Annotated in this window: 25 protein-coding genes and 1 pseudogene; 9 read left to right on the top strand and 17 right to left on the bottom strand. The window is 49.6% G+C overall.

Translation table 11 applies throughout. The features are described from left to right. Positions 1 to 157: 157 nt before the first annotated feature. Positions 158 to 1,042: a nucleoside-specific channel-forming protein Tsx gene (gene tsx / locus AACU19_RS10980; RefSeq protein ID WP_004971109.1), complete on the bottom strand. Its 885-nt coding sequence runs from the start codon at positions 1,040 to 1,042 to the stop codon at positions 158 to 160. A gap of 297 nt (positions 1,043 to 1,339) precedes the next feature. Beyond that, on the bottom strand, positions 1,340 to 1,879 hold the full coding sequence (locus AACU19_RS10975; protein ID WP_001314529.1) for a DUF3251 domain-containing protein: 540 nt from the start codon (positions 1,877 to 1,879) through the stop codon (positions 1,340 to 1,342). Between the two features lie 150 nt (positions 1,880 to 2,029). On the opposite strand from AACU19_RS10975, the gene nrdR reads away from it, so the two are divergent. The 6 genes from nrdR (at position 2,030) to pgpA (ending at position 6,132) form a co-directional block, all read left to right on the top strand. Continuing rightward, the gene (nrdR, locus tag AACU19_RS10970; RefSeq protein WP_000543535.1) at positions 2,030 to 2,479 is read left to right on the top strand and encodes a transcriptional regulator NrdR; all 450 of its coding nucleotides are present in this window, start codon (positions 2,030 to 2,032) and stop codon (positions 2,477 to 2,479) included. Positions 2,480 to 2,482: 3 nt separating this feature from the next. Further along, positions 2,483 to 3,586: a bifunctional diaminohydroxyphosphoribosylaminopyrimidine deaminase/5-amino-6-(5-phosphoribosylamino)uracil reductase RibD gene (ribD, locus tag AACU19_RS10965; RefSeq protein ID WP_105278234.1), complete on the top strand. Its 1,104-nt coding sequence runs from the start codon at positions 2,483 to 2,485 to the stop codon at positions 3,584 to 3,586. Positions 3,587 to 3,674: 88 nt separating this feature from the next. Beyond that, a complete protein-coding gene (gene ribH, locus AACU19_RS10960) occupies positions 3,675 to 4,145 on the top strand; it encodes a 6,7-dimethyl-8-ribityllumazine synthase (protein WP_001021161.1) in 471 nt (156 codons plus the stop codon). Between the two features lie 19 nt (positions 4,146 to 4,164). Beyond that, complete coding sequence (gene nusB / locus AACU19_RS10955; protein WP_000801125.1) at positions 4,165 to 4,584, top strand: transcription antitermination factor NusB; 420 nt, start codon at positions 4,165 to 4,167, stop codon at positions 4,582 to 4,584. A 77-nt stretch (positions 4,585 to 4,661) separates the two neighbouring features. After that, the gene (gene thiL / locus AACU19_RS10950; protein WP_105278233.1) at positions 4,662 to 5,639 is read left to right on the top strand and encodes a thiamine-phosphate kinase; all 978 of its coding nucleotides are present in this window, start codon (positions 4,662 to 4,664) and stop codon (positions 5,637 to 5,639) included. Beyond that, positions 5,617 to 6,132 carry a phosphatidylglycerophosphatase A gene (gene pgpA, locus AACU19_RS10945; protein WP_000154043.1) on the top strand — a complete coding sequence of 172 codons (516 nt, stop codon included), beginning with the start codon at positions 5,617 to 5,619 and terminating at the stop codon, positions 6,130 to 6,132. The genes thiL and pgpA overlap by 23 nt, the downstream gene beginning before the upstream one ends. Before the next feature lie 176 nt (positions 6,133 to 6,308). Here pgpA and AACU19_RS10940 read toward each other — a convergent pair whose 3' ends face one another. The 5 genes from AACU19_RS10940 to xseB form a co-directional block, all read right to left on the bottom strand. After that, on the bottom strand, positions 6,309 to 7,832 hold the full coding sequence (locus AACU19_RS10940; RefSeq protein WP_105278232.1) for a pentapeptide repeat-containing protein: 1,524 nt from the start codon (positions 7,830 to 7,832) through the stop codon (positions 6,309 to 6,311). A gap of 231 nt (positions 7,833 to 8,063) precedes the next feature. Next, positions 8,064 to 9,038, bottom strand: coding sequence for a 1-deoxyxylulose-5-phosphate synthase YajO (gene yajO / locus AACU19_RS10935; protein ID WP_001199776.1), 975 nt, complete (start codon positions 9,036 to 9,038; stop codon positions 8,064 to 8,066). 179 nt (positions 9,039 to 9,217) lie between these two features. Continuing rightward, positions 9,218 to 11,080, bottom strand: a complete 1,863-nt coding sequence (gene dxs / locus AACU19_RS10930) for a 1-deoxy-D-xylulose-5-phosphate synthase (RefSeq protein WP_000006812.1) — start codon at positions 11,078 to 11,080, stop codon at positions 9,218 to 9,220. A 24-nt stretch (positions 11,081 to 11,104) separates the two neighbouring features. Further along, complete coding sequence (ispA, locus tag AACU19_RS10925; RefSeq protein WP_000347231.1) at positions 11,105 to 12,004, bottom strand: (2E,6E)-farnesyl diphosphate synthase; 900 nt, start codon at positions 12,002 to 12,004, stop codon at positions 11,105 to 11,107. Further along, the gene (xseB, locus tag AACU19_RS10920) at positions 12,004 to 12,246 is read right to left on the bottom strand and encodes an exodeoxyribonuclease VII small subunit (protein ID WP_001124935.1); all 243 of its coding nucleotides are present in this window, start codon (positions 12,244 to 12,246) and stop codon (positions 12,004 to 12,006) included. The genes ispA and xseB overlap by 1 nt, the downstream gene beginning before the upstream one ends. A 205-nt stretch (positions 12,247 to 12,451) precedes the next feature. On the opposite strand from xseB, the gene thiI reads away from it, so the two are divergent. After that, complete coding sequence (thiI, locus tag AACU19_RS10915) at positions 12,452 to 13,900, top strand: tRNA uracil 4-sulfurtransferase ThiI (RefSeq protein WP_039020795.1); 1,449 nt, start codon at positions 12,452 to 12,454, stop codon at positions 13,898 to 13,900. A gap of 53 nt (positions 13,901 to 13,953) precedes the next feature. Here thiI and yajL read toward each other — a convergent pair whose 3' ends face one another. Both yajL and panE read right to left on the bottom strand, forming a co-directional pair. Then, positions 13,954 to 14,544, bottom strand: a complete 591-nt coding sequence (yajL, locus tag AACU19_RS10910) for a protein deglycase YajL (protein WP_001276329.1) — start codon at positions 14,542 to 14,544, stop codon at positions 13,954 to 13,956. Further along, positions 14,507 to 15,418 (bottom strand): 2-dehydropantoate 2-reductase, encoded by a 912-nt coding sequence (gene panE, locus AACU19_RS10905; protein WP_105278231.1) that lies wholly within the window; start codon positions 15,416 to 15,418, stop codon positions 14,507 to 14,509. The genes yajL and panE overlap by 38 nt, the downstream gene beginning before the upstream one ends. A 167-nt stretch (positions 15,419 to 15,585) precedes the next feature. Between panE and yajQ the strand changes: the two genes are divergently transcribed. Next, positions 15,586 to 16,077 (top strand): nucleotide binding protein YajQ, encoded by a 492-nt coding sequence (gene yajQ, locus AACU19_RS10900; protein WP_001138904.1) that lies wholly within the window; start codon positions 15,586 to 15,588, stop codon positions 16,075 to 16,077. 127 nt (positions 16,078 to 16,204) lie between these two features. Here the strand turns inward: yajQ and AACU19_RS10895 are convergent, their stop codons facing one another. Further along, positions 16,205 to 17,569 carry an MFS transporter gene (locus AACU19_RS10895; RefSeq protein ID WP_001000980.1) on the bottom strand — a complete coding sequence of 455 codons (1,365 nt, stop codon included), beginning with the start codon at positions 17,567 to 17,569 and terminating at the stop codon, positions 16,205 to 16,207. Between the two features lie 416 nt (positions 17,570 to 17,985). Between AACU19_RS10895 and AACU19_RS10890 the strand changes: the two are divergent. Beyond that, positions 17,986 to 18,921, top strand: a pseudogene (locus AACU19_RS10890) (tetratricopeptide repeat protein). A 55-nt stretch (positions 18,922 to 18,976) separates the two neighbouring features. On the opposite strand, the gene AACU19_RS10885 reads toward AACU19_RS10890, so the two are convergent. From AACU19_RS10885 to cyoA, 7 genes are all read right to left on the bottom strand, one after another. Beyond that, positions 18,977 to 19,519, bottom strand: a complete 543-nt coding sequence (locus AACU19_RS10885) for a GNAT family N-acetyltransferase (RefSeq protein WP_000227787.1) — start codon at positions 19,517 to 19,519, stop codon at positions 18,977 to 18,979. Then, on the bottom strand, positions 19,503 to 19,814 hold the full coding sequence (locus tag AACU19_RS10880) for a type II toxin-antitoxin system TacA family antitoxin (protein ID WP_001353405.1): 312 nt from the start codon (positions 19,812 to 19,814) through the stop codon (positions 19,503 to 19,505). The genes AACU19_RS10885 and AACU19_RS10880 overlap by 17 nt, the downstream gene beginning before the upstream one ends. A gap of 184 nt (positions 19,815 to 19,998) precedes the next feature. Then, a complete protein-coding gene (gene cyoE / locus AACU19_RS10875; RefSeq protein ID WP_000971327.1) occupies positions 19,999 to 20,889 on the bottom strand; it encodes a heme o synthase in 891 nt (296 codons plus the stop codon). A gap of 11 nt (positions 20,890 to 20,900) precedes the next feature. After that, on the bottom strand, positions 20,901 to 21,230 hold the full coding sequence (locus tag AACU19_RS10870) for a cytochrome o ubiquinol oxidase subunit IV (protein WP_000019869.1): 330 nt from the start codon (positions 21,228 to 21,230) through the stop codon (positions 20,901 to 20,903). After that, the gene (locus tag AACU19_RS10865) at positions 21,230 to 21,844 is read right to left on the bottom strand and encodes a cytochrome o ubiquinol oxidase subunit III (protein ID WP_000179819.1); all 615 of its coding nucleotides are present in this window, start codon (positions 21,842 to 21,844) and stop codon (positions 21,230 to 21,232) included. Before AACU19_RS10865 ends, AACU19_RS10870 begins: the two co-directional genes overlap by 1 nt. Further along, the gene (gene cyoB / locus AACU19_RS10860; protein WP_000467180.1) at positions 21,834 to 23,825 is read right to left on the bottom strand and encodes a cytochrome o ubiquinol oxidase subunit I; all 1,992 of its coding nucleotides are present in this window, start codon (positions 23,823 to 23,825) and stop codon (positions 21,834 to 21,836) included. The genes AACU19_RS10865 and cyoB overlap by 11 nt, the downstream gene beginning before the upstream one ends. 21 nt (positions 23,826 to 23,846) lie before the next feature. Further along, positions 23,847 to 24,794: a cytochrome o ubiquinol oxidase subunit II gene (gene cyoA, locus AACU19_RS10855; RefSeq protein WP_001239441.1), complete on the bottom strand. Its 948-nt coding sequence runs from the start codon at positions 24,792 to 24,794 to the stop codon at positions 23,847 to 23,849. Positions 24,795 to 25,214 lie beyond the last annotated feature (420 nt).

Raw genomic sequence — 25,214 nt, 5'->3', positions numbered from 1 at the left:
GATGCGCTACGCTTATCAGGACTACGTAATCTCAGCAATGTATTGAATTTACGTGTTTTTGTAGGCCGGATAAGGCGTTTACGCCGCATCCGGCATGAACAAAGCGCACGTTGTTAACAATCTGAAATGCCGGATACAAGATCCGGCATTTCAGTCATCAGAAGTTGTAACCTACTACCAGGTAACCACCCCAGCCGGTAGAGCGAACGTTGAAGTTGCCGTTGCCGAAGTTCAGTTCTGCATCGTCGTTCCACTGACCACCGTCGTGCCAGTAACGAGCTACGACAGAGTAGTGCCAGTGATCGTAGTTCAGAGCCAGAATATGGCTGGAAGCGATGGAGTTATTGGTACGGGTCTTAATACCGTTGATTGCGTTACCGCTGTCATCCCCTAAATCGGAACCCCAGTCGAAGTTGGTGAAGCCGATGTAGCTCAGCTGACCACCCCACAGATCGGTAATCGGCACAAAGTATTTAATTTTGAAACGGTAACCGTCCCACTCGTTTTCATTCGCTGCGCCATAGTTCTGCCACTGGTATTTTGCATAGATGTTCATGGACAGGCTCATCGGCAGGCCAGTATCGATATCGGTACCCAGACCCATGTACCAGGTGCTCTGGCGACCATCTTTATTACGACCCATGTCGTAAATGTAGTTGTTCGCGAAGTACCACTCTTTGAACGGACCAAAGCTAAGGTCAGTATTGGTCAGCTTGTCGATGGAGAAACGTGGTTCGATTTCCATAAACAGCGGGGAACCGTGGTTCCAGATACCTTTTGCATCGGAGTTACCGCCGAAGAATACCGGCGCATCCGCATACCCATAGAAGTCGAACCAGTCTTTTTTAGCGAATGCTTCGTACTCAAGGTAGGTATCGTTGCGGATCTGCGGTCCGAAACGGGTGTGATAGCTTCCGACAACGTTAACGCTCTGGTGCCACCAGTCGGAAAGATACTGCGGTTTGTCGTTTTCAGCTGCGTTAACAGTAAAAGACGAAGAGAGCGCCAGTACCGCACCGGCTGCCAGTAATGTTTTTTTCATATGTATGCCACTGTTTGAAAATCCCTTGCGGGAGTGAAAAAGGCGCAAATTGCGTTTCTAAATATTTCGTATACAGAGGAGCCTATTATAAAAATCATTGCTCACAAAAATATGTTTCGTTTCACAGTTCTATCATTTACGTAATCGATTGCGTTCACGTTTACACACATTCGGGCGGGGATTGTACTGACTTTCACCCTTGTTGCAAACTTTTACTATCAATCTGGGTGATGTAAGCAGAGTAACAAAATGACGGGGAAAGATGTTGCGGGACGCACAAAACGCCCCGCGATACGTTTACTGCATAACAGGTTGAATGTCGTGGATACGTACAAAGCCTAACTGATCCACAGAAATACCCTTTAACTGTAACGGAATATCAACATCGCTGGGGGCGAGGACGCTGGCAGGGGCGTTAATCAATTGATTCTGCACATTGATTTCCTGAAAGTTGTCTATTGTTCCCTGAATTTGCCCATATTCAACAGTTCCGCTGAATGCGGGCAAGGGATCATTCGACTCGCCCTGAATACGTAGCGTCAGGGTGGTGCCATCTGTATCAGGCGTAATATTCACCAGCGACATACGTAAAGTACCGATCTGGCTTTCCAGTCTTGCTGGTGTTTTCGCTCCAGGCAGAAGGTAAACCCCACTGCTGGATTTTGCATTCAGCCTGTTTTGCTGAGTGATTTTGACCGTTTCTTTATTGAGTTGCGTCATCTCCTGGTTCAGTGTGCTGACGCTGTGTTTCATCTGCCGCACTTCGCTTTGCTGCACACAGGCGCTAAGGCTGAACAGGCTTCCCAGCAGGAGCAGTCGAAAAACGTTAGTATTCATAGGTCGTCCCTTTCTCATCGCAATAAGCCTAATGGTAGAGGGTAAAAGCAGCGAAAGCATCGATCCTTTATCTCAAAAGCGTTGCGCCTTTGTTGTATCGTCAGTTCAGGGTAAAATAGATTCCTGTTAACCACCTGGTCAGGACGCCGTATGCATTGCCCATTCTGTTTCGCCGTGGACACTAAGGTAATTGACTCTCGTCTCGTAGGCGAGGGCTCATCCGTACGCCGCCGTCGGCAGTGTCTGGTGTGTAATGAACGTTTCACCACCTTTGAAGTGGCGGAGCTGGTTATGCCACGTGTTGTAAAAAGCAATGACGTGCGTGAACCGTTTAATGAAGAGAAATTACGTAGCGGAATGCTGCGGGCGCTGGAAAAACGTCCGGTGAGTTCCGATGACGTCGAAATGGCAATCAATCATATTAAATCGCAGCTGCGCGCCACCGGTGAGCGTGAAGTGCCGAGCAAGATGATTGGCAATCTGGTGATGGAGCAATTGAAAAAGCTCGATAAAGTCGCCTATATCCGTTTTGCCTCTGTCTATCGCAGTTTCGAAGATATCAAAGAATTTGGCGAAGAGATCGCGCGCCTGGAGGACTAAGCCGTGCAGGACGAGTATTACATGGCGCGGGCGCTAAAGCTGGCGCAACGAGGACGTTTTACCACTCATCCCAACCCGAATGTCGGGTGCGTCATTGTAAAAGATGGCGAAATCGTCGGTGAAGGTTACCATCAGCGAGCGGGTGAACCGCATGCCGAGGTACACGCGTTGCGCATGGCTGGCGAAAAAGCCAAAGGTGCCACGGCGTATGTCACACTCGAACCTTGTAGTCATCATGGTCGTACGCCGCCATGTTGCGATGCGTTGATTGCTGCGGGTGTCACGCGCGTGGTTGCCGCGATGCAGGATCCTAACCCGCAGGTCGCTGGGCGTGGACTTTATCGTTTGCAACAGGCTGGCATTGAGGTCAGCCACGGCCTGATGATGAGTGAAGCCGAGCAATTGAATAAAGGCTTTCTCAAGCGCATGCGCACCGGCTTTCCTTATATCCAGTTAAAACTTGGCGCGTCGCTAGATGGCCGCACAGCGATGGCGAGCGGTGAGAGCCAGTGGATCACGTCTCCTCAGGCGCGACGCGATGTACAACGTCTGCGCGCGCAAAGTCATGCCATTTTAACCAGCAGCGCCACGGTGCTGGTGGATGATCCAGCCTTAACAGTGCGTTGGTCTGAACTGGATGAACAAACTCAGGGGCTCTACCCGCAACACAATCTCCGCCAGCCGGTACGTATTGTGATTGATAGCCAAAATCGCGTGACGCCGGAACATCGCATTGTGCAGCAGCCCGGCGAAACCTGGTTCGCGCGTACGCAGGAAGATTCTCGTGAGTGGCCGGAAACGGTGCGAACCTTGCTGATTCCAGAGCATAAAGGTCATCTGGATCTGGTTGTATTGATGATGCAACTGGGTAAACAGCAGATTAATAGCATCTGGGTGGAAGCTGGGCCAACGCTCGCTGGCGCATTGCTACAGGCGGGCTTAGTCGATGAGCTGATTGTCTATATCGCACCTAAACTATTAGGCAGTGACGCCCGCGGATTATGTACGTTGCCGGGGCTTGAGAAATTAGCCGACGCCCCCCAATTTAAATTCAAAGAGATACGTCATGTAGGCCCGGATGTTTGCCTGCATTTAGTGGGTGCATGATCTCCCGGCTCGAAAGGGAAGCAGCGCACGAAATATTATGCTAAAATCCGCCCCCCTGCGGGGCCATACTCGAACCCGAAGGAAGAAAATGAACATTATTGAAGCTAACGTTGCTACCCCGGACGCTCGCGTCGCCATCACCATCGCGCGTTTCAACAACTTTATCAATGACAGCCTGCTGGAAGGTGCAATTGACGCACTGAAACGTATCGGTCAGGTAAAAGATGAAAACATTACCGTTGTTTGGGTGCCTGGTGCCTATGAGCTGCCGCTGGCGGCGGGTGCACTGGCTAAAACCGGTAAATATGACGCGGTGATTGCGCTGGGTACGGTTATTCGTGGTGGCACTGCCCACTTTGAATATGTCGCTGGTGGTGCAAGCAACGGCCTGGCGCATGTTGCCCAGGACAGCGAAATTCCGGTTGCTTTTGGTGTTCTGACCACTGAAAGCATTGAACAAGCGATCGAACGTGCTGGCACCAAAGCTGGCAACAAAGGTGCAGAAGCTGCACTGACCGCGCTTGAAATGATTAATGTATTGAAAGCCATCAAGGCCTGAAATTAGTAAGGGGAAATCCGTGAAACCTGCTGCTCGTCGCCGCGCTCGTGAGTGTGCCGTCCAGGCGCTCTACTCCTGGCAGTTGTCCCAGAACGACATCGCTGATGTTGAATACCAGTTCCTGGCTGAACAGGATGTAAAAGACGTTGACGTCCTGTACTTCCGTGAGCTGCTGGCCGGGGTGGCGACTAACACCGCATACCTCGACGGACTGATGAAGCCATACCTGTCCCGCCTGCTGGAAGAACTGGGCCAGGTAGAAAAAGCGGTACTGCGCATTGCGCTGTACGAGCTGTCTAAACGTAGCGATGTGCCATACAAAGTGGCCATTAACGAAGCGATCGAATTGGCAAAATCGTTCGGCGCAGAAGACAGCCATAAGTTCGTCAACGGCGTACTCGATAAAGCAGCACCTGTGATTCGCCCTAACAAAAAGTGATATCCAGGCCGGTAGATTCACGGAAGACCGTTCCGCGATCGCCGGCCTTTTCTTTTTTACCTGCTGAGGCATAACGTATGGCATGTGGCGAGTTCTCCCTGATTGCCCGTTATTTTGACCGTGTGAGAAGCTCTCGTCTTGATGTCGAACTGGGCATCGGCGACGATTGCGCACTTCTCAATATCCCCGAGAAACAGACCCTGGCGATCAGCACTGATACGCTGGTGGCGGGTAACCATTTCCTCCCTGATATCGATCCTGCGGATCTGGCATATAAAGCTCTGGCAGTGAATTTAAGCGATCTGGCCGCGATGGGCGCCGATCCGGCCTGGCTGACGCTGGCATTAACCTTACCGGACGTCGACGAAGCGTGGCTTGAGTCCTTCAGCGACAGTTTGTTTGATCTTCTCAATTATTACGATATGCAACTTATTGGCGGCGATACCACACGTGGACCGCTAGCGATGACGTTGGGTATCCACGGTTTTGTCCCGATGGGGCGAGCCTTAACGCGTTCTGGTGCGAAACCGGGGGACTGGATTTATGTGACCGGGACACCGGGCGATAGCGCCGCCGGGCTGGCGATTTTGCAAAATCGTTTGCAGGTTGCCGATGCTAAAGATGCGGACTACTTGATCAAACGTCATCTCCGTCCGTCGCCGCGTATTTTACAGGGACAGGCTTTGCGTGATCTGGCAAATTCAGCCATCGATCTCTCTGACGGTCTGATTTCCGATCTCGGGCATATCGTGAAAGCCAGCGACTGCGGCGCACGTATTGACCTGGCATTGCTGCCGTTTTCTGATGCGCTTTCTCGCCATGTTGAGCCGGAACAGGCGCTGCGCTGGGCGCTCTCTGGCGGTGAAGATTACGAGTTATGTTTCACTGTGCCAGAGCTTAACCGTGGCGCGCTGGATGTGGCTCTCGGACACCTGGGCGTACCGTTTACCTGTATCGGGCAAATGACCGCCGATATCGAAGGGCTTTGTTTTATTCGTGACGGCGAACCTGTCACGTTAGACTGGAAAGGATATGACCATTTTGCCACGCCATAAAGATGTCGCGAAAAGTCGCCTGAAGATGAGTAATCCGTGGCATCTGCTTGCTGTCGGATTCGGAAGTGGATTAAGCCCAATCGTTCCTGGCACGATGGGATCGCTGGCGGCGATTCCATTCTGGTATCTGATGACCTTTTTGCCCTGGCAGCTCTATTCGCTGGTAGTCATGCTGGGGATCTGTATCGGCGTCTATCTTTGTCATCAAACGGCGAAAGACATGGGCGTGCACGATCACGGCAGCATTGTCTGGGACGAATTTATTGGTATGTGGATCACGCTCATGGCGCTGCCGACCAATGACTGGCAGTGGGTCGCCGCCGGGTTTGTGATTTTCCGTATCCTGGATATGTGGAAACCGTGGCCGATCCGCTGGTTTGACCGCAATGTACATGGCGGCATGGGGATCATGATAGATGATATTGTCGCCGGGGTGATCTCCGCTGGCATCCTGTACTTTATCGGTCATCATTGGCCGCTGGGTATTCTTTGATGCCATTGACCGGGTGGTGTAGTCGATTCCAGACCACCCGGTTTGATTTATAAATGAACAGAGCCCCAATTTGGGGGCACTCTGTTAAAGTAAAACCCGACATCACCGAATATACTATGCGGCGATATTTCAAGGTGTATCTTTGTCACTCATAATTCAATGACACTGAAATATCGTCAGTCGACGAACTCATAATAATTGCTCATATTCTCTGACTGTTGACGAAAAATATCATCAAAATTATTCTCAATGGTTTCGGTCATAGTGTTGAATAAATTTTTAGAAAGTTCATCTATTTTGTCTTGAATCTTTGATTTTATTTCATCTTGAATTTCACGGGTAACCAAAAGTTGGTCCAATTGATCATCCATTTTGTATTTTGCAATTAATTGTGCAGTTAAAGGTATTTTCTTTAAATAATCATTTTTTGTTAGTTTATACTGGTCTTTGAAATCTTGTTTGGCTTGTGCTTGTATATATTTAAAAAATTCATTATACTTTTTCCTGCTTATTTTTCCTTGAAGATTCATTGCGCGATTGAATATTTCCTTTAAATGCTTATTGTAGAAAATAAAATTATCGACATCTTGTTTTATTTTAATAACTGTTGATTTTTCTTCAAAGTTTAATGACTCAGGGTTTTTATCTGATTCAATATAGTCAAGAATAATTTTTGCTAATGGGCTAATGTCTTTTTCTTCTGTTGATTCTGCTTCTTTTTTTAATATTGGGTTAAAAAGGTCGGTACGGTAAAGTTTCGTGCCTTTCATCCTGACGATGTCAGGAAGAATAGTGTTTGAAAGATTAGCCTCGCTAAAGTCCACCTTTTGGCAATCACTTTCTGATAAATCTGCCCAATTGAAAGTGGTTTTAACACAGGAGCAGTTAGTTAGAATCATCCCTTTCGTTTCATTCCCATGTGTTTTTTGATAAGTTATCCTTTGTATTATTTGATCTCCTTCTGGATATTGCATCTCAGGTTCTTTACCATATATCACCGCATTATCAAGAATTGCGCCAGTGCAATTCATATTTGTTAGATCGCATTTCATAAATCTACAACTGTTAAAATTAGCTTTTGTACAATTCGCCTTTGTAAAATTGACGTCATCAAAATAAGTATGTTCGAAGTTGACATTGGAGAAGATACAGTTTTCCATATTCATATTGGAAATATTACTGTGTCCTAAATATAGGCCGCTGAAATCGACAACTCCATTATTATCCTTATCTAATTTGATAGAATACATATTTACTACCTCGTTCATAACAGAGATAGTTCCAGTGACTACCAAACTATTTTGGTTATCAGAAAATATAATCTCATGCTTGAACGTAGTGTTGTATGGCTCTGGAAATGTAGAGGCTATTTTCTTCCAGAAATAACAAAGCGTGGTCTGCCTCTGTTTGGGCGAGAGGAGATTAAAATCCAGATTTAAATATGAGTCTAAATCTGAGTTTGCATCTATATTAAAGTTGGGATCCGGTTCTATACGTTCATTTCCAATACTTAATGTATTCATGTATTTATTAATTGATTTAAATGCCTTTTGTTTATCAGTGTATAGAAAAAAATCACAAATTATGTCCCATAGTTTTTCAATAAAATTTTTATTGTAATCTCTTTTCGTTGATTTTATTAAATCTTCAACCGGTACATCAGAAAACCGGATAGGTTGGCTGGAAATGGTTTTCATCATGATTGTAATCCTCTTACATGTGACTAAATAAGAGATTTTTAGTGGATATTACCAGGAGACACTATCAAAAATCGCTCAAAGTGATGAGGACGATGCATAGCTACATATTCAATCACGAAGAAATTCTCTTGCAGAGGTGCATTATGGTTAAAGAAGGTGATGGGGTTTATGTTTTCCCCATCATCGCAGACGATGGGGAATTCAGCAGATAAAATGGGTGAAAAGCGAAATTTACTTAAATCCTACTACCGGATGTGGCTTATACGGCGTTTCCAGCTCGGCAATCTGTTCCGGCTTTAAAGTGATATCTACCGCGTTCAGCAGCTCATCAAGTTGTTCTTCCCGCGATGTACCGATAATTGGTGCTGCAATGCCCGGTTTACTCAACAACCAGGCCAGCGCGACTTGTGCTCGCGTTGCCCCCAGTTCTTCACTGACGCCCGTTAAGCGTTCTGCTATCTGCGCGTCATTTTCGTCGCTTTCATTGTAGAGATTTTTTCCTACTTCATCGGAAACCAGTCGTGCGGTGGTTTCTCCCCAGGGACGCGTCAGACGTCCCCGCGCCAGCGGACTCCACGGAATCACCGCCACGCCTTCCTGATAACACAGCGGCAGCATCTCTCGTTCTTCTTCGCGATAAATCAGATTGTAGTGATCCTGCATACTGACAAACTGCGCCCAGCCGTGCTGTTTTTGCAGTTCCAGCGCCTGAGCAAACTGCGAGGCGTGCATGGATGACGCGCCGATATAACGCGCTTTCCCTGCTTTTACCACGTCGTTCAGGGCTTCCAGCGTCTCTTCGATCGGCGTGTTGTAATCCCAGCGATGAATTTGCAGGATATCGACATAATCCATACCGAGACGTCGTAGGCTGTCGTCAATTGAGCGCAAAATTTGCGCACGGGATAATCCTTCCGGCAAATCACCAACGCGATGGAACACTTTAGTTGCAACGACCACGTCTTCACGACGGGCAAAGTCCCGCAGTGCACGACCGACGATCTCTTCGCTGCTGCCGTCAGAATAACTATTGGCGGTATCAAAGAAATTTATGCCGCCTTCCAGCGCGCGTTTAATGATGGGACGGCTGCTCTCTTCGGGCAGTGTCCATGCGTGATTACCGCGATCCGGCTCACCAAAGGTCATACAGCCGAGGCAAAGTCGGGAAATGCGAAGGTCGGTTTTTCCTAAGGGGTTGTATTGCATGCTGCCACTCCTGCCATACTCGTCATACTTCAAGTTGCATGTGCTGCGGCTGCATTCGTTCACCCCAGTCACTTACTTATGTAAGCTCCTGGGGCTTCACTCGTTTGCCGCCTTCCTGCAACTCGAATTATTTAGAGTCTATGAATAATTTCTTAAGCATAGCAGGAGTGGAGTAGGGATTATGCCAGCCAGGCTTTGATTTTGGCTTCCATACCGGCGGCATCGAGGCCGAGTTCGGCGCGCATTTCTTCCTGCGTTCCTTGTGGAATAAAGAAGTCCGGCAGGCCAATATTCAGCACGGGTACTGGTTTACGATGGGCCATCAGCACTTCGTTCACGCCGCTGCCTGCGCCGCCCATAATGGCGTTTTCTTCAATGGTGATCAGCGCCTCGTGGCTGGCGGCCATTTCCAGAATTAACGCTTCATCAAGCGGCTTCACAAAACGCATATCGACCAGCGTAGCGTTCAGCGATTCTGCGACTTTCGCTGCTTCCGGCATCAGCGTACCAAAGTTGAGGATCGCCAGTTTCTCGCCACGACGCTTCACAATGCCTTTGCCAATCGGGAGCTTTTCCAGCGGCGTCAGTTCTACGCCTACAGCGTTGCCGCGAGGGTAGCGCACCGCTGACGGGCCATCGTTATAGTGATAGCCGGTATAGAGCATCTGGCGACATTCGTTTTCATCGCTCGGGGTCATAATGACCATTTCCGGAATGCAGCGCAGGTAAGAGAGATCAAACGCGCCCTGATGGGTTTGACCGTCAGCACCGACAATACCCGCACGGTCAATGGCGAACAGAACCGGGAGCTTTTGAATCGCCACGTCATGCAGCACCTGATCATAGGCGCGTTGCAGGAAAGTGGAGTAAATCGCGACAATGGGTTTGTACCCACCAATCGCCAGACCCGCAGCAAAGGTCACTGCGTGTTGCTCGGCGATTGCCACGTCGAAGTAGCGATCCGGGAATTTACGTGAAAACTCGACCATGCCAGAACCTTCGCGCATCGCCGGGGTAATCGCCATCAGCTTGTTGTCTTTTGCTGCGGTTTCGCACAACCAGTCGCCAAAAATTTTTGAATAGCTTGGCAGGCCGCCGCTGCTTTTCGGCAGGCAACCGCTGGAGGGGTCAAATTTAGGTACGGCGTGGAAGGTGATTGGATCTTTTTCTGCCGGTTCGTAACCACGACCTTTTTTGGTCATGATATGCAGGAACTGCGGGCCTTTCAGGTCGCGCATGTTCTTAAGCGTGGTAATAAGCCCCAGCACATCGTGACCGTCAACCGGGCCGATGTAGTTAAAGCCCAGCTCTTCAAACAGCGTGCCTGGTACTACCATGCCTTTAATATGTTCTTCGGTACGTTTGAGCAGCTCTTTAATGGGCGGAACGCCGGAGAATACTTTTTTCCCGCCTTCGCGCAGTGAAGAGTAAAGCTTACCGGAAAGCAGCTGCGCCAGATGGTTGTTGAGCGCGCCAACATTTTCGGAAATCGACATTTCATTATCGTTGAGAACCACCAGCATATCGGGACGGATATCGCCCGCGTGGTTCATCGCTTCAAACGCCATGCCAGCAGTAATCGCGCCATCGCCTATTACACAGACGGTGCGGCGATTTTTGCCTTCTTTCTCGGCAGCAACCGCAATACCAATTCCGGCACTGATAGAGGTTGATGAATGCCCGACGCTTAACACGTCATATTCACTTTCGCCGCGCCACGGGAACGGGTGCAGGCCGCCTTTTTGACGGATGGTGCCTATTTTGTCGCGGCGTCCGGTCAAAATTTTATGTGGATAAGCCTGATGCCCCACATCCCAAATCAATTGGTCAAACGGGGTGTTATAGACGTAGTGCAGCGCTACGGTCAGCTCGACCGTGCCCAGCCCGGAGGCGAAGTGCCCGCTGGAACGGCTCACGCTGTCGAGTAAATAGCGGCGCAGTTCGTCGCAGAGTTTCGGTAAACTCTCTTTTGGCAACAGTCGTAACTCCTGGGTGGAGTCGACCAGTGCCAGGGTCGGGTATTTGGCAATATCAAAACTCATCAGGGGCCTATTAATACTTATTGTTTATTTATTACGCTGGATGATGTAGTCCGCTAGCGCTTCCAGTGCCGAGGTATCGAGTGACTGTTCAGCCAGTTGTTTTAGCGACTGGCGGGCATCGTCGATCAGATCCTGGGCTTTCTTCCGGGCTTGCTCAAGACCCAGAAGTGCAGGGTAGGTACTTTTACCAAGTTGCTGGTCAGCACCCTGGCGTTTACCCAACGTTGCAGTATCTCCCACCACATCCAGGATGTCATCCTGAACCTGGAAGGCAAGGCCGATGCTCTCTGCGTATTTGTCGAGAATTGGCAGAGCACGACGTCCTTTATCTCCGGCGCTTAATGCACCAAGACGAACGGCGGCGCGAATTAATGCGCCGGTTTTATGGCGATGAATACGCTCGAGTGCGTTCAGAGGTACGTGTTTGCCTTCCGCATCTAAATCTAATGCTTGACCACCGCACATTCCGCCAATACCGCTGGCGCTCGCCAGTTCAGAAATCATCGAAATTCTGTCGCGATCCGACACTTCCGGCATATCGGCATCACTTAAAATCGAGAACGCCAGCGTTTGTAAAGCGTCGCCCGCGAGAATCGCGTTTGCTTCGCCAAACTTCACATGGCAGGTCGGCAAACCGCGACGCAGATCGTCATCATCCATTGCCGGTAAATCATCATGAATTAATGAATACGCGTGGATACACTCCACGGCGGCAGCGGGTGCGTCCAGCGTGTTTGTGCTAACGCCGAACATATGGCCGGTGGCATAAACCAGGAACGGTCGCAGGCGCTTACCACCTAATAATGCGCCATACTGCATGGTTTCGACCACGGGAGTGTTCTGAAAGGGCAGTGGGGCAATAAAACGGCTCAGCGCCTGGTTGGCCTGCTTAACGCAGGCTTCGAGTTGCTGCGGAAAGTCCATTACTCATTGTCCGGTGTAAAAGGAGTTAAAGAGGCGTCTTCATTGTCAGACAGCAGAATTTGTACGCGCTGTTCGGCTTGTTGTAATTTGGCCTGCCCCTGACGTGCCAGCTGCACGCCACGTTCGAACTCGTTCAGCGCCTCTTCCAGCGGCAGGTCGCCACTTTCCAGACGGGTTACAATCTGTTCCAGCTCGCTCAGCGCCTTTTCAAAGCTGGCGGGCGCCTCATTTTTCTTCGGCATAATGAATGTCTGACTCTCAATATTTTTCGCCCCGTCATGGTAACGGACTCAGGGCAAATAGCAAATAACGCGCAATGGTAAGGTGATGTGCGCAGCAAAGCGATGTTAGTGGTATACTTCCGCGCCTGGATGCAGCCGCAGGTGTGGGCTGCTGTATTTTTCCCTATACAAGTCGCTTAAGACTTGCCAACGAACCATTGCCGCCATGAAGTTTATCATTAAATTGTTCCCGGAAATCACCATCAAAAGCCAATCTGTGCGCTTGCGCTTTATAAAAATCCTTACCGGGAACATTCGTAACGTTTTAAAGCACTATGATGAGACGCTCGCTGTCGTCCGTCACTGGGATAACATCGAAGTTCGCGCAAAAGATGAAAACCAGCGTCTGGCTATTCGCGACGCCCTGACCCGTATTCCGGGTATCCACCATATTCTCGAAGTCGAAGACGTGCCGTTTACCGACATGCACGATATTTTCGAGAAAGCCTTGGTTCAGTATCGCGATCAGCTAGAAGGTAAAACCTTCTGCGTACGCGTGAAGCGCCGTGGTAAACATGAGTTTAGCTCGATTGATGTGGAACGTTACGTCGGCGGCGGTTTAAATCAGCATATTGAATCCGCACGCGTGAAGCTGACCAATCCGGATGTGACTGTCCATCTGGAAGTTGAAGACGATCGTCTCCTGCTGATCAAAGGTCGTTACGAAGGTATTGGCGGATTCCCAATCGGCACTCAGGAAGATGTGCTTTCGCTCATTTCCGGTGGTTTCGACTCCGGAGTTTCCAGCTATATGTTGATGCGTCGCGGCTGCCGCGTGCATTACTGCTTCTTTAATCTCGGCGGCGCGGCGCATGAAATTGGTGTTCGTCAGGTGGCGCATTATCTGTGGAACCGTTTTGGTAGCTCCCACCGCGTGCGTTTTGTCGCCATTAACTTTGAGCCGGTCGTCGGTGAAATTCTCGAGAAAATCGACGACGGTCAGATGGGCGTAATCCTCAAACGTATGATGGTGCGTGCCGCGTCTAAAGTGGCTGAACGTTACGGCGTACAGGCGCTCGTCACCGGCGAAGCGCTGGGACAGGTGTCCAGCCAGACGCTAACCAACCTGCGCCTGATTGATAACGTCTCCGATACGCTGATCCTGCGTCCGCTGATCTCTTACGACAAAGAGCACATCATCAACCTGGCTCGCCAGATTGGCACCGAAGATTTTGCCCGCACCATGCCGGAATACTGCGGTGTTATCTCCAAAAGCCCGACCGTGAAAGCGGTTAAGTCGAAGATTGAAGCGGAAGAAGAGAAGTTCGACTTCAGCATTCTCGATAAAGTGGTTGAGGAAGCGAATAACGTTGATATCCGCGAAATCGCTCAGCAGACCGAGCAGGAAGTGGTGGAAGTGGAAACCGTCAACGGCTTCGGCCCGAACGACGTGATCCTCGATATCCGTTCTGTTGATGAACAAGAAGATAAGCCGCTGAAAGTTGAAGGTATCGACGTGGTTTCTCTGCCGTTCTATAAACTGAGCACCAAATTTGGCGATCTCGACCAGAACAAAACCTGGCTGTTGTGGTGTGAGCGCGGGGTGATGAGCCGTCTGCAGGCGCTCTATCTGCGCGAGCAGGGCTTTAACAATGTGAAGGTGTATCGCCCGTAATTTGTGGTTTTTACGTCGCATCTGGTCAGATGCGACGTTTGCCGCATCCGACACTACTCGTAATAATTATAAATCCCTGCCGCCATCACCAGTTGTGATGCCACCTCATGGGCTTTTTCACGCCCAACCAACAGGTCGATAATTTTCAGACCAAAATCAATAGCCGTACCTGGCCCCTGACTGGTCAGCAATTTTACCCGAGCATCCCAGACGACGCGCTTGTCCTGCCATTGTTCAGCGGGAATTTTGTCTTTCAACGTCGGGAAGCCGGTCATATTGCCAATCGGGAAGATATCATGAGGCACCAGCACGGTGGCTGGTGCGGCGCAAATAGCCGCGACGATACGCCCGGAACGGTGGAACTGTTTCACGGTTTCAACCAGCAGGGTGCTATCACGAAAACACTCCGCGCCTTTAATGCCACCAGGCAGCACGATCACGTCATATTCGCCATCAGCTACTTCGACCAGCGGCGCATCCGCCAGCAGCTTCACGCCGCGTGAGCAGGTAATCGCAAGATTACCATCGCTGGCGACGCTGGCAGTGGTGACGTTGATTCCGCCGCGAACCAAGAGGTCGATAGTGGTGACGGCTTCAGTCTCTTCACTACCAGGGGCGAGGCAAACCAGTGCCGATGCGCTCATATTCACTCTCCTTTCTTTTTACCATTTCAAACAGGCGGGTGTTTTCCGGTACGGCAATCCCATGCGCACGGGCGCGGCGTAAGAGAAAACCAGTGATATAGTCGATTTCAGTGTGGCGTAGCGCGCGGATATCCTGCAACATCGATGAGATATTTTCCGCTGTTGCATCAATCACCTGCATAACATAATTACGCAAATCTTCCGCTGAAGTATGATGCCCTTCGCGTTCGATCACTGCCGCGACTTCTTCGCATATCTGCATAATGTCTTGCGGATGATGTCGTAATTCACCATTCGGGCAATTCCAGATGGCGGTCAGTGGATTAATCACACAGTTGACTGCCAGCTTGCGCCACAGCTCGGCGCGAATATTGTTATGCCACGCGACGTCAGGTAACACGGTTTGCAAAATATCCGCCAGATAACTGTAATCGCCGTCCTGTTGCCGTGCCGGGCCAATATGCGTAATACCATTTGCCACATGAATAATGACATTGCCGTCGCGGCGGGCGGCATGAGTGGTGGTGCCCATCAGTAACGGCTGCTGAATGTTTTGCAACTCTTCGATGGTGCCCATGCCGTTGTGAATTAACAGTATTGGCGTGGTTACAGGCAGTGTAGACGCGAGGCTTTTGACTGCATCGGAAACCTGCCATGCTTTCAGCGTCACCAGGAGCAGATCGCTGGTGGCGAGAAAATCGGGATCGTTGGCGGTCAGAGACTCATTAAATATCGAACCGTCGGTTTCAACCAGATTCACGCTACAATAAGGTTGCGGTACGCGCAGCCAGCCCTGAACGTCGTGACCCTGTTTGCAAAGTGCTGTAAGCCATAATTGCCCTAAGGCACCGCATCCCAATACGGTAATTTTCATTGTTCCTCCTCACCCGCAACCACTCCGGGTGTTCAATAAGGCTATCCCTTAATTGTGCATGCTGTTGCGACTATGCACAATTAAGGGATACGTCCTGGTGCAGGACTGTCGGTTATTTAACTTTGCAGGTATTATGCTTCGCATCAAAAATGAAGGGAGAGGAAAAGATGCCATCTTTCGATATTGTCTCTGAAGTTGATCTTCAGGAAGCACGAAACGCGGTCGATAACGCGAGCCGCGAAGTGGAGTCCCGTTTTGACTTCCGTAACGTTGAAGCCTCATTTGAGCTGAACGACGCCAGCAAAACCATCAAAGTGTTGAGCGAGTCCGACTTCCAGGTCAATCAGTTGCTGGATATTCTGCGTGCCAAGCTGCTGAAGCGCGGCATTGAAGGCAGTTCGCTGGATGTACCGGAAAATATCGTTCATAGCGGTAAAACCTGGTTTGTGGAAGCAAAACTGAAACAGGGCATTGAAAGCGCGACCCAGAAGAAAATCGTCAAGATGATCAAAGACAGCAAACTGAAAGTGCAGGCGCAAATTCAGGGCGATGAGATCCGTGTGACGGGCAAATCTCGTGATGATTTGCAGGCTGTCATGGCGATGGTACGTGGTGGCGATCTGGGTCAGCCGTTCCAGTTCAAAAACTTCCGCGATTAATCGCGACAACCTGCGCTTTGTTCATGTCAGATGCGGCATGAACGCCTGATTCGGCCTACAAAGATTTGTCACTCAGGAACTTTGTAGGCCTGAAAAGCGTAGCGCAACAGGCAATTCGCCTCGTTTTTTATGCCTGACGAATTGCCTGTTCAACCTCAAAGCGATTCGTCACTTTGCTGTCGATTTTCACATAAGCTGAATGTTCTTCTTCTGCAATCAACACTTCTTTGACACCCGCAGTTTCCATCAAACGCACTTTTAACGTCTCGTTTGCGGCAATGTCCGATGGGATTTCAATGCGCAAACTGCTGACATACGGCGGTTCTTTCATGGTACTGGCGACTGCCAGCCACACTGCGGCCAGCATTGCGCCAGCGAGAAATACGCCCTGACCGTCAAACATGCCGTCAATCCAGCCACCCAGCGAACCGCCAATGGCCACGCCAAGAAACTGGCTGGTGGAGTAAACGCCCATCGCCGTACCTTTGTAACCGGCTGGCGACTCTTTACTGATAAGCGAGGGGAGGAGGGCTTCCATCAAATTAAACGCCACAAAGAAAAGCTGCACGCCGACCACCAGTTGCCAGAACTGCGTTTGTGCGTTCCACAACACAATTTCCGCAACCACGATCAGCCCGACGCAGAAGACAAAGACTTGCTTCATTTTGCGCTTAACTTCAGCGTAGATAATGAAAGGCACAACCGAGCCAAAGGCGATTAACATCGTCGCCAGATAGACCTTCCAGTGCTCAGCCGCCGGGAACCCTGCATCAGCCAACTGTCCGGGCAGGGCAACAAACGTCGACATCAGCAGCATGTGCAGACACATAATGCCGAAGTTGAGTTTCAGCAGTCGCGGTTCTGCCAGCACTTTGCTGAAACTGCCTTTCACCATTCCGGACTCACGATTAAGTACGTGCGTGCTGCTGTTGGGCACAACCCAAATGGTCAACGCAATACCGGTCGTTGCCAGAATAGCGATCATCCAGAACAGCGCGTGCAGTCCAAGTTTGTGAGTGATGATAGGGCCAAGTACCATCGCAATGGCGAAGGTAATGCCAAAACTCACGCCGATAAACGCCATCGCTTTGGTGCGGTTTTGTTCGCGCGTGAGATCAGAAAGTAGCGCCATAACGGCAGCGGCAATCGCTCCAGAACCTTGTAACGCCCGGCCCAGAATAATTCCCCAGATTGAGTCGGAAAGCGCAGCGATAACACTACCGGCAGCAAACACCGCCAGCCCGCCGACAATTAATGGTTTGCGACCAATACGGTCTGAGAGCAGGCCAAACGGAATCTGAAAAACGGCCTGAGTCAGGCCATAAATACCAATGGCAATACCGATTAATGCTTCACTGGCACCTTGCAGTGCCATACCGTACGTAGTTAGAACCGGCAGTACCATAAACATGCCCAGCATGCGCAATGAAAATACGGTCCCTAAACCCCAGGTCGCGCGCCGCTCACCTGGCGTCATTTTATAATCGTTCATTACCACCTCTTAAAAAATTGCCCACATAGTGTAGTGCGGAGCGCATGTTGGGTAAACAGAGTGTTAATGAGTAAATATTACATAAGAGAGTGATTTTTACGTCAGGCATGTGCTTCTCTCGTATTCTTGCCATTAATACTTTGTGTGTTAAATATAACAAATGAAAAGCTCACCTGATTTTATCCTGCCACGAATGATATTATTTTCGGATTTGTTGATGAGCGTGTGATTTTTTATTAAAGGATGGTGTTATTTTATCGCAATAAATAGAGGTGTTGGAGGTGCTGGTTATTCTGCTTCAGCTTAAATGTTTACTTATTACCTGAGGTTGTTATGGCTGTGTATTTATTCATGAAGTGGATGTTTGGTGGTTAGGTTTATTGAAAAATATAGTGATGGATGCATAAAGGTTATTTATGTTAAATGAAAAGAGTTTATTGGCTATTTTATTAATTGCCTCACAAGGTTCACTGGCAAGCGAGAAAGCGCATGAATTGTATGACAGCATATACAGTGAAAAGCCTGCCCCCGATGTGATAAGGACACTGTATAAAATGGCTGAGTCGGGGGATGTCGACGCGCAAAGCCTGTTAGGCTGGGAATATTATCAGCCCCGCTACGATACCAAACCCAACGTTCAGGAAGCCATTAAATGGTTCGAGTTAGCCGCTAAACAAGGTGATGAAGAAGCTCCGTTAGCGCTGGGGGATATCTACTACGAAGGTGAACAGGTGCGGGTGGATTATGCCAAAGCGTATGCGTTATTTAATCAGGCTACGCAACGCGGTGTGAATTTAGCATGGTCCAGGTTGGGCATGATGTACGCCAATGGTCAGTATGTCGAGGTGGATTGTAGTAAAGCGAAAGAATATCTTGATAAGGGTGTTCACATTTATGCTGGTCCGGAAGACTTTATGGCCGCCTGTCGAAAAGATATGATTGACAGAAAAACGGTTGACGATACGTTACCTGTGATCACGATTACCCGTTCTGGAATGCGGGATAATTTTTTAGATAAAGGTTTTTCCTGCATGGATAGCCTCTTTGCCAAAACCAATAATTTAGGCGAAGTGGCCAATCTTCGTGTTACGTACAACATCAAGAGTCCGTCAGGTAAGGAAACTATTCAAACGGTCGGCTTTGCACCTTTCGGCTTAAACTGACTGGATATTAACTTTACAGATTACCGGCTTGATTCATTTACCAGTAATTCGTTGCTTATTCTTTATAAACCGGAATTTGAACGAAAATCTTGTGCAGCTATAAGGACCACGATCGTTGCCGCAACGGCAACCATTAAAGGCAAGGATGTGGACCTGATGAAAGCGGGGGCAATTGAACAAAAGTGGTAACGCTGCTCAGTCTCCGGCTGAGGCAAAACTTGCCATGGCCGGAGGCGATAATAATCTAAGCCGCGAGAATATGCTGAATCGCTAAAAACATCGGTACAGCACCGAAAACATTGGGCCTCGCTGAAAGCTGAACAAAGCCGAGACGAGTATAAAAGTTAATGGCGGCAGGGTCAGCATCAAGATAAACCCCTTTAATTGGTAATGCCCGGTGAATTATTTTTACATGTTCAAAAAAATCACATAGTAGGTCCTGACCAAAGCCCCGCTTTTGATATTTCCGCGCTACCCCTAACATGACTAATCTGACAACACCAATCTCTGAAGGTTGTGAACCCTGAAGGACGCCAGAAACGCGTTGTTTTTCCAGCGAATATGCCGTAAAAGTACAGATGCCAATCAGTTCACCACTTTGTCTGTCAATAAGTGCTTTAGCAGCACAGTCGCTATTACGCACACTTTTCTTTAGCGATGCGCGTACAAATTTATCGATAACAGGGTTACCGCAATCAAACTGTTTTTGCCCAGGATAAGTAATATCAGACTGATAATTACAGGAGAGGACTATGGGCAGAGTAATCTCTTCATGCTTGTCGACCATCGCTGTTTTTCCTTTTCATTAACGCCTTGAGGGCGAGCGTCGGTTGAGCAGGTTCAGCGATGAGTTGGTTCATCAGTTCCCAGCTTTGATTCGAAAGCTCACGGCGACGTTGGTTATCAAGCACACTTTCGGCGCGTTCCATAGCTGCGCTCAAAATAAAAGCGCTTAAATCTACCCCAACGGCTTGCGCAGCTTCACGAAGTTTGTTTTTGGCGTCGGGACTGGTTTTGAGTTCAACCCGCGCATTTTTCAGCGTTTTATCGATATCGGGTAGAGCGACTGTTTTTCCAGGCATTATGACCTCTTTGATTAACTGAATGAAATCGTAGGGAGTCGATCTCATGCATAATACGGCTATCAACCGTATGATTAATTTATGTGCATATGCTCACTCTGTCAAGAGATACGGTTATTAGCCGTATCTCTGTTCTCAGACAATAAAAAAGGTGCCGTAGCACCTTTTTTATAGAGAGGTTGTGTTACCACACAGCAGCCAGCAGCGTATGCGAGTCCGGCACCATAAAATCAACGGACATCATTACCGAGAGGGCAGTGATGGCGATGATCGAGAAGCCGAACAGCTTGCGTGCCCAGATTCGATCATCAGCAACTTTATAACCACGCAGGGCCATACCTAACCACCAGACGCTAACCGCCGCGGCGACCACCAGATATTTATACCCAGCGTAACCGCCAAGAGAGAGCATCAGCGTGGCAACAGCAAAGGCGATGATATACAGCGTGATGTGGTTTTTCGCTACCGAAATGCCTTTCACCACCGGCAGTACCGGAATGTTTGCCGCCTGATAATCCTTAAAGCGGAAAATGGCGATGGCATAAGAGTGAGGCATCTGCCACAGGCTGAAGATAGCCAACAGGATTGCTGCGCCGCTATCGAACTCGCCTGTCACTGCACAGTAGCCAATCACCGGCGGCGCTGCGCCGGAGAGAGAACCAATCAATGTGCCGTAGACCGAGTGGCGTTTCATGTACAGGCTGTAAACGCCGACATAAACCACAAAGCCCATCACCCCCAGCCAGCAGGCCAGCGGATTCGCGCCAAACCACAGCAGCATAAAGCCAGCAAAGCCTAGCAAGGTGGCGTACACCAGCGAGACAGCAGGAGAGATCAGGCCCTTAACTAGCACCCGATTCTTCGTCCTTTCCATCTTTCTGTCGATATCCCTGTCGATGTAGTTGTTAAACACACAACCCGACGCCACAACCAGTGACACCCCAACCAGCGTGTAGATAAACAGGGGATAATCAATGCTGCCCTTTGAGGCCAGCAGGAATCCCCCAATCACCGAGATCAGGTTGCCAAAGATGATGCCTGGTTTCGTTACTTGCAGGTATTGCTTAAACATCATAACCGCCGCTCTTAGTGCATCATCATGTTGTAGTTGAGGTTCCACATAATCCAGATGGAGCCGACAACCAGGATAGCGATGATTAGCACGGTGAAGACAAACGCCGTCATGTTCCAGCCTTCATCTGATTTGGTATTCATGTGCAGGAAGCACACCAGATGCACCAGAACCTGTACCACTGCCATTGCCAGGATTGTTCCCAGAATTACGGCCGGAGAGGCAGCCCCTGTCATCACCATCCAGAACGGAATCACCGTCAGAATGATCGACAGGATAAAACCTGTCATGTAGGTTTTTACGCTGCCATGGGACGCGCCGCTGTGATCGGTAGAATGACTCATTACATCGCCCCCATCAGATAAACAACAGTGAACACACAGATCCAAACCACATCCAGGAAGTGCCAGAACAGGCTCAGACACATGATGCGGGTACGGTTAGTGCTGGTCAGGCCGCGACGGGCGATTTGCACCATCAGCACCGCCATCCAGATAAGACCGGAAGTGACGTGAAGACCGTGCGTGCCGACCAGCGCAAAGAACGCTGACAGGAAGCCGCTGCGATCCGGACCCATGCCGTTAACAATCAGGTGATGGAATTCATAGATTTCCATCCCGATAAATCCGGCACCAAACAACCAGGTCAACGCCAGCCAGGAGATAACCTGGCTTTTGTTGTTTTTGTACATGGCGATAGCCGCCATGCCGTAGGTGATGGAGCTGAACAACAGCAAGAAAGTTTCAACCAGAACAAACGGCAGTTCGAAAATGTCCTTACCTGTCGGGCCGCCTGCGGTGCCGTTCACCAGAACGGCATAGGTAGCAAACAAGATAGAGAACAGAATGCAGTCGCTCATCAGGTAGATCCAAAATCCGAAGATTTTGGTTCCGCCTGCATCGTGGTGCCCGTGTTCGTGCGCGTGGGCAGTCGCGTGCGTCAAAGTATCAGTTGCCATTTTTCAGCCCTGCCTTAGTAATCTCATCGAAATGCTGGTTTTCCAGTTTTTCGATTTCTGCCACCGGCACGTAGTAATCCACGTCCTCGTCGAAGCTTTTCACGATCCAGGTGATGATCATGCCTGCGAAGCCAACAATCGCCAGCCACCAGATATGCCAGATCATGGCGAAACCGAAGATGGTGGAGAAAGCCGCAATGACGATACCGGCACCGCTGTTTTTCGGCATATGAATTTCTTCATAGTGGTCAGGCTTTTTGTACGCTTCGCCTTTCTCTTTCATTTCCCAGAATGCATCACGCTCGTGAACGTGCGGCACAACGGCAAAGTTATAGAACGGAGGCGGGGAAGAGGTTGCCCACTCCAGCGTACGGCCACCCCACGGGTCGCCAGTCAGGTCACGGTTCTGGTCGCGGTCGCGAATAGAAACGTACATCTGAATAACGAGGCAGAGAATACCCAGCGCAATCAGTACAGCACCGCTGGCTGCAATCATCAGCATGGTGTGGAACTGCGGGTCAATCTGCTGGCTCAAACGACGGGTCATGCCCATAAAGCCCAGCGCATACAGCGGCATAAAGGCAACGAAGAAGCCGATGATCCAGAACCAGAACGCGCGTTTACCCCAGGTTTCGTTCAGTTTGAAACCGAACGCTTTAGGCCACCAGTAGGTCATCCCTGCGAAGCAGCCGAAGACCACGCCGCCGATGATCACGTTATGGAAGTGCGCAATCAGGAACAGGCTGTTATGCAGAACGAAGTCCGCGCCCGGTACTGCCAGCAGCACGCCAGTCATACCGCCTACCGAGAAGGTGACGATAAAACCGATGGTCCACAGCATCGCAGAATGGAACACGATGCGGCCCTGATACATGGTGAACAGCCAGTTGAAGATCTTCACCCCGGTCGGGATGGCGATAATCATGGTGGTGATACCAAAGAAGGCGTTTACGTTCGCGCCCGCACCCATCGTAAAGAAGTGGTGCAGCCAAACGATGAACGACAGCACGGTGATACAGACGGTTGCCCATACCAGCGAGGTATAACCAAACAGACGTTTACGCGAGAAGGTTGCTGCAATTTCGGAGAACACACCGAAAACAGGCAGGATCAGGATGTAAACTTCCGGGTGGCCCCAGGCCCAAATCAGGTTGATGTACATCATCATGTTGCCACCCATATCGTTGGTAAAGAAATGGGTGCCCAGATAGCGATCCAGGGTCAGCAACGCGACGGTAACCGTCAGAATTGGGAAGGAGGCGATAATCAGTACGTTCGCGCACAATGATGCCCAGGTAAATACTGGCATCTTGAACATGGTCATGCCTGGTGCGCGCATCTTCAGAATGGTAACGAAGAAGTTGATCCCGGTAAGCGTCGTACCTATACCGGATAGCTGGAGACTCCATATCCAGTAATCGACACCGACTCCCGGACTGTACTCTATTCCCGATAGCGGTGGATAGGCCAGCCAGCCGGTCTGCGCAAATTCGCCCACGCCGAGAGAAACGTTAACCAGAATCACACCAACAACGGTAAACCAGAAGCTTAAGTTGTTGAGGAACGGGAACGCTACGTCACGCGCGCCGATCTGCAGCGGAACCACCAGGTTCATCAGACCGATAACGAAAGGCATAGCCACGAAGAAGATCATAATCACGCCGTGCGCGGTGAAGATCTGATCGTAGTGGTGAGGTGGCAGGAAGCCCGCTTCGCCCGCAGAGGCAAGGGCCTGCTGGCTACGCATCATAATGGCGTCAGCAAAACCACGCAGCAACATCACAATCGCCACGATGATATACATGATACCGAGGCGTTTATGGTCAACGGAGGTCAGCCACTCTTTCCACAGGTAGGTCCACTTACCGAAGTAAGTGATCAGGCCAACGAGCGCCAGACCTCCCAAAATAATGCCAGCGATCGTAACCATGACGATAGGTTCATGGAACGGGACTGCATCAAGTGATAATTTTCCGAACATCTTTATTCTTCCTCAACCCCTTTAATGGGCGGATTCCGCGTGGCTCATGTCCATGCCTTCCATACCTTCGTGTGCGCTGTGCTCACCTTCTGGCTGGGTCATGTCCATGCTCTTACCGTGAGCCATAAACTTGTTAATCACATCGGCAAACAAGTCTGGTTTCACGTTGGAGAAATATTCCACCTGGTTGTATTCGCTAGGCGCGGCCAGTTTTTCGAACGCTGCCATGTCAGACATGGTATTCGGCGACTGTTTCGCTTTTGCGACCCACTGGTCGAATTCGGCGCGATCCGGTGTTGCAATAGCTTTGAACTTCATGCCTGAGAAGCCCGGGCCGCTGTAGCTGGCGGAGATACCGTCATAAGTGCCGGGTTCGTTGGCGATCAGATGCAGGCGAGTCTGCATACCGGCCATGGCATAAATCTGGCTACCCAGACGCGGAATGAAGAAGGAGTTCATCACGGAGTTGGAGGTCACTTTGAAGTACACCGGAGTGTTCGCCGGGAAAGCGATTTCATTCACGGTAGCAATGCCCTGTTCCGGGTAGATGAAGAACCATTTCCAGTCCATGGAAACCACTTCGATGGTAATGGGCTTCTCGTCGTGTGCCAGCGGCTTGCTAGGCTCAAGAGCGTGAGTGGTTTTCCAGGTCAGTACCGCAAGGAAGATGATGATTAAGATAGGTACCGTCCAGACCACAGCTTCCACTTTATTGGAGTGTGACCAGTTCGGGCTGTACTTAGCATCTTTATTGCTCGCACGGTACTTCCAGGCGAAACCAACAGCCATCAAGATTGCGGGAATAACGACAATCAACATCAGGCCAAATGCCGTCAGTATCAGTGAACGTTGCTCCAGACCAATCTGTCCTTTGGGATCTAACAGCGCAGAATTACAGCCACTGAGCAATACAGTGCCTGCAAATAATGACAACCATCCCAAACTTTTATTGTATTTCCTGAGTCTCATTTAACGACCTCAATTCCACGGGATCTGGTGGCGTTTAAAGTGTGTGGGCATTTTACGGGAAGGTTACATTACTGTAAACATGATTAAATTCCTGTTACTTGGATTTGGCTGTCAGGTCACATATGTTGCAAAACATATCAAGTTGATTTTAAGAAGCTGTTGCAAAAGGGCGTTATAACGAAAGGGGAGTGCAGAAGGAGTCTGAGCGGGCAATTGGTATAACCAATGCTAAATAAAACATTTATTTAACAAATAATTATCATTAAGGTGACAATTGGGTGGTGGGGAAATAAAGTCTCATTAGCTGAATCGTGTAAGAAAAAATAGATTTCATAAATGGCGTCAATAATTTCCAAACACTAAGCCGCACAAAAGAACAAATATTAATAAGCGATGCTGATGTTTATTTAGCCGTAATAA

The organism is Escherichia sp. MOD1-EC4550, from assembly GCF_963876935.1.
GTDB classification, from domain to species: domain Bacteria; phylum Pseudomonadota; class Gammaproteobacteria; order Enterobacterales; family Enterobacteriaceae; genus Escherichia; species Escherichia coli_F.
Note: the sequence above shows the minus strand (reverse complement) of the source record. Positions and strands in the feature narration are given on the sequence as shown.

Bases quoted from the DNA above. Each gene is read 5' to 3' on its own strand.
- tsx (WP_004971109.1), bottom strand. From the start codon at position 1,042: ATGAAAAAAACATTACTGGCAGCCGGTGCGGTACTGGCGCTCTCTTCG.
- AACU19_RS10975 (WP_001314529.1), bottom strand. From the start codon at position 1,879: ATGAATACTAACGTTTTTCGACTGCTCCTGCTGGGAAGCCTGTTCAGC.
- nrdR (WP_000543535.1), top strand. From the start codon at position 2,030: ATGCATTGCCCATTCTGTTTCGCCGTGGACACTAAGGTAATTGACTCT.
- ribH (WP_001021161.1), top strand. From the start codon at position 3,675: ATGAACATTATTGAAGCTAACGTTGCTACCCCGGACGCTCGCGTCGCC.
- thiL (WP_105278233.1), top strand. From the start codon at position 4,662: ATGGCATGTGGCGAGTTCTCCCTGATTGCCCGTTATTTTGACCGTGTG.
- pgpA (WP_000154043.1), top strand. From the start codon at position 5,617: ATGACCATTTTGCCACGCCATAAAGATGTCGCGAAAAGTCGCCTGAAG.
- AACU19_RS10940 (WP_105278232.1), bottom strand. From the start codon at position 7,832: ATGATGAAAACCATTTCCAGCCAACCTATCCGGTTTTCTGATGTACCG.
- yajO (WP_001199776.1), bottom strand. From the start codon at position 9,038: ATGCAATACAACCCCTTAGGAAAAACCGACCTTCGCATTTCCCGACTT.
- dxs (WP_000006812.1), bottom strand. From the start codon at position 11,080: ATGAGTTTTGATATTGCCAAATACCCGACCCTGGCACTGGTCGACTCC.
- ispA (WP_000347231.1), bottom strand. From the start codon at position 12,004: ATGGACTTTCCGCAGCAACTCGAAGCCTGCGTTAAGCAGGCCAACCAG.
- xseB (WP_001124935.1), bottom strand. From the start codon at position 12,246: ATGCCGAAGAAAAATGAGGCGCCCGCCAGCTTTGAAAAGGCGCTGAGC.
- thiI (WP_039020795.1), top strand. From the start codon at position 12,452: ATGAAGTTTATCATTAAATTGTTCCCGGAAATCACCATCAAAAGCCAA.
- yajL (WP_001276329.1), bottom strand. From the start codon at position 14,544: ATGAGCGCATCGGCACTGGTTTGCCTCGCCCCTGGTAGTGAAGAGACT.
- panE (WP_105278231.1), bottom strand. From the start codon at position 15,418: ATGAAAATTACCGTATTGGGATGCGGTGCCTTAGGGCAATTATGGCTT.
- yajQ (WP_001138904.1), top strand. From the start codon at position 15,586: ATGCCATCTTTCGATATTGTCTCTGAAGTTGATCTTCAGGAAGCACGA.
- AACU19_RS10895 (WP_001000980.1), bottom strand. From the start codon at position 17,569: ATGAACGATTATAAAATGACGCCAGGTGAGCGGCGCGCGACCTGGGGT.
- AACU19_RS10885 (WP_000227787.1), bottom strand. From the start codon at position 19,519: ATGGTCGACAAGCATGAAGAGATTACTCTGCCCATAGTCCTCTCCTGT.
- AACU19_RS10880 (WP_001353405.1), bottom strand. From the start codon at position 19,814: ATGCCTGGAAAAACAGTCGCTCTACCCGATATCGATAAAACGCTGAAA.
- cyoE (WP_000971327.1), bottom strand. From the start codon at position 20,889: ATGATGTTTAAGCAATACCTGCAAGTAACGAAACCAGGCATCATCTTT.
- AACU19_RS10870 (WP_000019869.1), bottom strand. From the start codon at position 21,230: ATGAGTCATTCTACCGATCACAGCGGCGCGTCCCATGGCAGCGTAAAA.
- AACU19_RS10865 (WP_000179819.1), bottom strand. From the start codon at position 21,844: ATGGCAACTGATACTTTGACGCACGCGACTGCCCACGCGCACGAACAC.
- cyoB (WP_000467180.1), bottom strand. From the start codon at position 23,825: ATGTTCGGAAAATTATCACTTGATGCAGTCCCGTTCCATGAACCTATC.
- cyoA (WP_001239441.1), bottom strand. From the start codon at position 24,794: ATGAGACTCAGGAAATACAATAAAAGTTTGGGATGGTTGTCATTATTT.